This window comes from Blautia sp. BCRC 81119 (assembly GCF_003184505.1).
GTDB lineage: Bacteria > Bacillota > Clostridia > Lachnospirales > Lachnospiraceae > Blautia_A > Blautia_A fusiformis.
This window is the reverse complement of the sequence record NZ_QJHD01000002.1, coordinates 217,002-223,019: the sequence shown is the minus strand read 5'-3', so window position 1 is coordinate 223,019 and position 6,018 is coordinate 217,002. Positions and strand designations below refer to the sequence as shown.

Here is a 6,018-nt window from a genome sequence, read left to right as displayed (position 1 = left end):
CTCACCCTGGCTTTCTATATACTGCCGTATCGTTTCAATCGTTGCTCCGCCTGCACTGAGCAGACAGAAGATCTGACTCCAGAATGCATCTTTCATGGTCTAACTCCATTATATTTATCATCCTTTTTCTTATATCGACGGATATGTATTTATGAACTAATTGTTCTTTTTCAGTATACTACATCAGGGAAAGGAGAACAAGTGTTTCTTTTATACTATAGAGATTTTTTTAAGCAGATATGCTCAGATGTGCAATTCATCTCACCACCTGAAGAGGTGGGAGAATTCTTGCTACATTTGTTAAAAATTTTTCAGTGCAGCCCGAAGAATTGCTTCTACATCATCTGCCGGCACATCTTCCGGTACCTTTCGTACTGCACGAAGGGCATCTGCAGAACTGTATCCTAATGCGGCAAGCGCCTCCACCGCTTCCTGACGACTATCCCTCAGATCAGATGCTCCCTCAGCTGCTTCTTCCTGCTGATGCGCCAGTTTCATCTCAAAAGCATCTTCCAACTTCAGCTTGTCTTTCAGCTCCAGGATCATTTTCTGGGCTGTCTTTTTCCCGATTCCAGGGGCCTTGGAGATTGTTTTTACATCATCGGAAAGCACTGCAAAACGAAGCTCGTCTGCACTGATCCCGGAAAGGATCCCCAGAGCGCCTTTAGGTCCGACTCCGTTGACACCGATCAGAAGCTTGAACATGCCAAGATCATCCTTCGAAAAAAAACCATATAGCTGTAGAATATCCTCCCGCACATAGAGAAAGGTATGGATCTTCTTTTCATCGCCTATCCGTGCTTTCCCAAGATCCTGTCCTGTCATATAAATCTCATAACCAATTCCGCCATTTTCCACAACCAGACAATTTTCACCGATATCTGCTACAGTACCTTTTACAAAAGAAATCAAATCTCAAGGCTCCTTCCCTGAAACAGCTGAACATCTGTTTCCCATATGAACGCAATAGTAACATAATTTTCAAAAAAAATCAACCCGGAATACAATCTCCGGGTTGATCCTGTATACAAGCCTGTGATTCCTCTCGTTGTTTTCTATCACTGATTAAGGAAATCCTGATCCTCAAAATAATTGATCCGCATAGAAGAACGGACATCATGAAGCGTTGCGGCAGCTTTTTCTCTGGCAACCTCTGTACCGGCTTTCAGGATATCGAACACATCTTCGGTTCGCTGCTCCCACATTTTCCTTCTTTCACGGATCGGTCCAAGCTCTGCCTGCATAACATTATTCAGGAACTTCTTGACTTTCACATCACCAAGGCCACCTCTCTGATAGTGAGCCTTAAGTTCATCCAGATTCTGATACTCTGGCAGAAATTCAGCAAAATGTTCCGGGCGGCTGAAGGCATCCAGATAGATAAATACCGGATTTCCCTCTACACGACCAGGATCCTGAACACGAAGATGATTCGGATCTGTAAACATGGACATGATCTTTTTCTTCACAACATCTTCTTCATCAGACAGATAGATGCAGTTTCCGAGAGACTTACTCATCTTAGCCTTTCCGTCAATTCCCGGAAGACGTAAGCATGCTTTATTGGAAGAAAGAACAATTTCCGGATCTGTCAGTGTGTCACCATAAACGGTATTGAATTTATGGACGATCTCCTTGCACTGCTCAAGCATCGGAAGCTGATCTTCACCTACCGGTACATGTGTTGCGCGGAAAGCAGTAATATCCGCAGCCTGACTGATCGGATAGCAGAAAAAGCCTACTGGGATGCTGGCTTCAAAATTACGCATCTTAATCTCGGATTTAACGGTAGGATTACGCTGTACTCGTGCTACCGTAACCAGATTCATATAATAAAAGGTAAGTTCTGTCAGCTCCGGAACCATGGACTGAATAAAAATATTGGATTTCTCCGGATCAAGCCCGCATGCCAGATAGTCCAGAGCAACCTGAAGAATGTTATGACGTACTTTCTCCGGATGCTCTGCATTATCTGTAAGTGCCTGGGCATCTGCGATCATAATATAAATCTCATCATATAAGCCGGAATTCTGCAGCTTCACACGCTCTGCCAGAGATCCAACATAATGACCTACATGAAGGCGCCCCGTCGGACGGTCGCCAGTTAAAATAATCTTACTCATGAATTTCGTTCTCCTTGAAGTATACTGAATATTTATATCCTATTATAGCCCCTTGAAATTCACCGGTCAAATATTTTTAACCGGAAACTGCAATTTTTCATCGAAATATAACCAAAAGCTTGTACGTATTTATTTATGCATTATCGGGCACAACATGCTTTATTCCAAAAAAGAACTGCCACGTCACTCGGAAAACTTCTGTGACAGGCAGTCCTTTTTGTTTTACAGAATCACATGTCTTGGGCAAACTTCCTTACATTTACCGCAGCCTGTACACTTATCGTAATCGATGTGTGCACAGAAATCGGTAACTGTGATCGCCTCGGACGGACAATTCTTCTCACATTTTTTACAGCCGATACAGCCAAGCTCGCAGGCAACTGTAACTGCCTTACCTTTTGCGTGGGAGCTGCAGGCTACACGTGTCTGTTTGTCATATGGTACCAGCTCGATCAGGTGACGCGGACATTTGGCAACACATTTGCCACAGGCTTTACATGCTTCCTGATCTACGACCGCAATACCATTCACTATATGGATCGCATCAAATGGACATGCCTTTACACAGCTTCCGAAGCCCATACATCCAAATGTACAGTTTTTTGCACCGCTGCCAGGGATGAAAGCCATCATCTCGCAGTCTTCCACACCTGTGTACTCATATTTCACAGTCGTCTTATCACAGGTTCCCGCACATTTTACAAAAGCAACCTGACGTGCGGTTTCTTTTACTTCCTGTCCCATGATCGCGCCAATCTTGGCTGCAACAGGAGCACCGCCAACCGGACACTGATCTACAGGAGCTTCTCCCTTTGCAATTGCGGCAGCGAGTCCGGAACATCCCGGATATCCACAACCACCACAGTTATTTCCTGGAAGAACGCCGAGAATGGCTTCTTCCTTTTCATCTACCTTAACGGTTAATTTCTTGTCTGCAAGTCCGAGGAAGATACCAATGAATAAACCAGTACCGCCGACAATGACTGCAGCCATAATAATTCCTGTTATACTCATGCTCTTCTTCCTCCTATACGATTCCGGAGAATCCAAAGAATGCAATAGCCATCAGTGCTGCCGTAAGCAGAACGATCGGCATACCCTGGAAGGATTCCGGAATATCGTTGTATTCCATTTTTTCACGGATTCCCGCAAGTAATACAATTGCGATCAGGTAACCTACACCTGTGGCAAATCCGTTGACAACACTTTCAAGAATGCTGTATTCATATTTAACATTGTTCAGTGCTACACCAAGAACTGCACAGTTTGTTGTGATCAGAGGAAGGTATACACCAAGTGCCTTGTAAAGGGATGGTACAAATTTCTTGAGAAACATTTCTACAATCTGTACCAGTGCCGCGATAACCAGGATAAATACGATCGTTTTCAGATACTCAAAATGGGTCGGTACCAGGATGAATTTATAAAGCAGTCCTGCAACAAAAGATGCAATAGTAATAACAAACACAACTGCACCACCCATGCCGGCTGCGGTTTCTGTTTTCTTGGAAACTCCAAGGAAAGAACAGATTCCCAGGAACTGACTCAATACAACGTTACTGCAAAGCGCAGAACCAATTGCAATCAACATCAAGCTTGCCATTTTCTATTCCCCCTTTTTATTCTTTGTCGGAAGGACATCCGCCGCAGGTCGCACAATTGGAGCCACAGCCGGACTGGATCTTGGAAACATCTTTGCCCTTCTTTGCCATGTTGATCTTTACTTTGTTCTGGATCGCTGCAAGTCCGGCAAGAACCAGAAATGCTCCAGGTGCAAGGATAAAGATAGTGATCGGGGTATAGCCGGCAGCACCGGTAGCTGCATCAGCAACCGGAATGATCTGTGCTCCGAAAGCCTTTCCGGAACCAAGGATCTCTCTTACAAGACCAATGGCAACCAGGCCCACTGTGAAGCCAAGACCCATTCCAAGTCCGTCAAAGATAGACGGAAGGACAGGGTTCTTGGAAGCATAACTCTCTGCACGTCCCAGAATGATACAGTTAACAACGATCAGTGGAATGTAAATTCCAAGTGACTCATAAAGAGAAGGAGTAAAGCCTTCCATCAGAAACTGTACGATAGTTACAAAAGATGCTACAACTACGATAAAGGCCGGCATTCTGACGGAGTCTGGAATAACCTTACGCAGCATGGAGATGAGCATGTTTGACATAACCAGAACTACGGTTGTGGAAAGTCCCATACCAATACCATTGATCGCAGAAGTCGTTACCGCAAGGGTAGGACACATACCAAGCATCAGGACGAAAATCGGATTTTCGGTTATAATGCCGTTTTTTAATCTTTCACCACAATTATTCATATTCAACTACCCTCCTAAAATGCGTTTTTGCAATAGCCGATAGCTGTATTGACTGCACCGGTAAAAGCTCTGGATGTGATGGTCGCACCACTGATAGCATCAATAGGCTCACCTTCGCCGCCGTCCTTGGATACATAGAATTTGTCGGTATTCTTTCCAACATACTGTTCCTGGAACTTCGCTTCTGTAGCACGCATTCCAAGTCCGGCAGTCTCACTGATGGAAAGAATGGAAACGCCGCTGACGGTACCGTCTTTTGTTACACCAACTGTGATCTGGATATCACCGCCGTAACCCTCTTTATCGGTTACAGTTACCACATAGCCTTCATCTGCTGCTTCACAGACTTCATCTACGGTTGCTTTGATTCCAAGATCTGCAACTGTTTTATCTGCTGCTTCCTTGTCTACATCTACAGCTTTAAAATCTTCCAGGCTTACATCACTGAATACAGTCTGCCAGGCTTCTTTTTTTGCCTGTTCCTCGGTTCTTGCAATGGGTTCTTTGGTAACTTCGTAAACCAGTCCAAGGCCAAGGCCGGCAACTACTGTAATGATCGTAAGGATCAATGTATTTCTGATAATCTTACCCATTATTTCTTGCCTCCTTTTCCAAAAGCAACCGGTTTTGTTACTTTTTCAATAAGCGGAACCAGAAGATTGCAGAAAATGATCGCATAGGAAACGCCCTCTGCGGAACCACCAAAGAGACGGAATACCGCTGTCACGATACCGAGGCAGCAACCATATACCAGCTGACCTTTCGGAGTGATCGGCGTTGTCACATAATCGGTTGCCATAAACCAGGCTCCAAGCATCAGACCTCCTCCAAAGATATGGCTGAAAAGATAATTTACATCAAAGCCTTTGCCTGTTCCCAGCATATAGAAAATGACAAATATTGCAAAACTTCCAATATATGTAAGAGGTACCTTCAGATCGATGATCTTAAATGCGAGAAGGATCACTGCACCGATGAGGATCGCCAGAGCAGAAGTCTCACCGATGGTACCCTGGATATTACCAAGGAACAGATTCTTTACAGGAATAGAAGTCCTCTCAATGAATCCCTGGCTTTTAAGCGCTGCCAGAGGTGTTGCCTGTGTAACCGCATCTACAACAGCATGGGAGCTTTTGGAAACTGCAAAGTTGGTCATTTTTCCGGCAAAAGAGATCATAAGGAAACATCTTCCTGCAAGAGCCGGGTTCATAAAGTTCTGTCCAAGTCCACCGAACAGCTGTTTTACAACAATGATCGCAAAAGCACTGCCAAGGATCGGCATCCAGATCGGGATCTGGGGCGGCATGTTCAGTGCAAGCAGAAGTCCTGTTACAACTGCACTGAAATCAGTAGTTGTATTCTTTTTATGCATCAGTCGGTCATACAGCCATTCAAAAAACACACTGGATGCAACCGTCGCCAGCACTACAAGGAGTGCATGCACTCCAAAGTTCCAGATACCGAAAAGTGTTGTCGGCAGAAGTGCGATCACTACCAGCTGCATAATACGGCTGGTGGTCATTTTATCCCTGATATGGGGATTAGATGATACGTTATACATTTGTTCCATT

At 44.6% G+C, this 6,018-nt stretch carries 7 protein-coding genes and 1 pseudogene; all 8 read right to left on the bottom strand.

Annotated features, from left to right (window positions below; translation table 11 throughout):
- Positions 1-93, bottom strand: a pseudogene (locus DMI82_RS02090) (transposase); the annotation flags it as partial.
- Positions 94-300: 207 nt separating this feature from the next.
- The gene (gene ruvA / locus DMI82_RS02085; protein ID WP_110102322.1) at positions 301-912 is read right to left on the bottom strand and encodes a Holliday junction branch migration protein RuvA; all 612 of its coding nucleotides are present in this window, start codon (positions 910-912) and stop codon (positions 301-303) included.
- Positions 913-1,058: 146 nt separating this feature from the next.
- Entirely contained in the window at positions 1,059-2,123 is a 1,065-nt protein-coding gene (gene trpS, locus DMI82_RS02080; RefSeq protein ID WP_015524886.1) for a tryptophan--tRNA ligase, read from the bottom strand.
- A 222-nt stretch (positions 2,124-2,345) separates the two neighbouring features.
- Entirely contained in the window at positions 2,346-3,137 is a 792-nt protein-coding gene (locus DMI82_RS02075; RefSeq protein ID WP_110102321.1) for an RnfABCDGE type electron transport complex subunit B, read from the bottom strand.
- Between the two features lie 13 nt (positions 3,138-3,150).
- Entirely contained in the window at positions 3,151-3,726 is a 576-nt protein-coding gene (locus DMI82_RS02070; protein WP_015524884.1) for an electron transport complex protein RnfA, read from the bottom strand.
- A 16-nt stretch (positions 3,727-3,742) separates the two neighbouring features.
- Complete coding sequence (gene rsxE, locus DMI82_RS02065; protein WP_015524883.1) at positions 3,743-4,447, bottom strand: electron transport complex subunit RsxE; 705 nt, start codon at positions 4,445-4,447, stop codon at positions 3,743-3,745.
- Positions 4,448-4,461: 14 nt separating this feature from the next.
- Positions 4,462-5,040 (bottom strand): RnfABCDGE type electron transport complex subunit G, encoded by a 579-nt coding sequence (locus tag DMI82_RS02060; protein WP_015524882.1) that lies wholly within the window; start codon positions 5,038-5,040, stop codon positions 4,462-4,464.
- Positions 5,040-6,017 carry an RnfABCDGE type electron transport complex subunit D gene (locus tag DMI82_RS02055; protein WP_110102319.1) on the bottom strand — a complete coding sequence of 326 codons (978 nt, stop codon included), beginning with the start codon at positions 6,015-6,017 and terminating at the stop codon, positions 5,040-5,042. The genes DMI82_RS02060 and DMI82_RS02055 overlap by 1 nt, the downstream gene beginning before the upstream one ends.
- Between the last annotated feature and the right edge of the window lies 1 nt (position 6,018).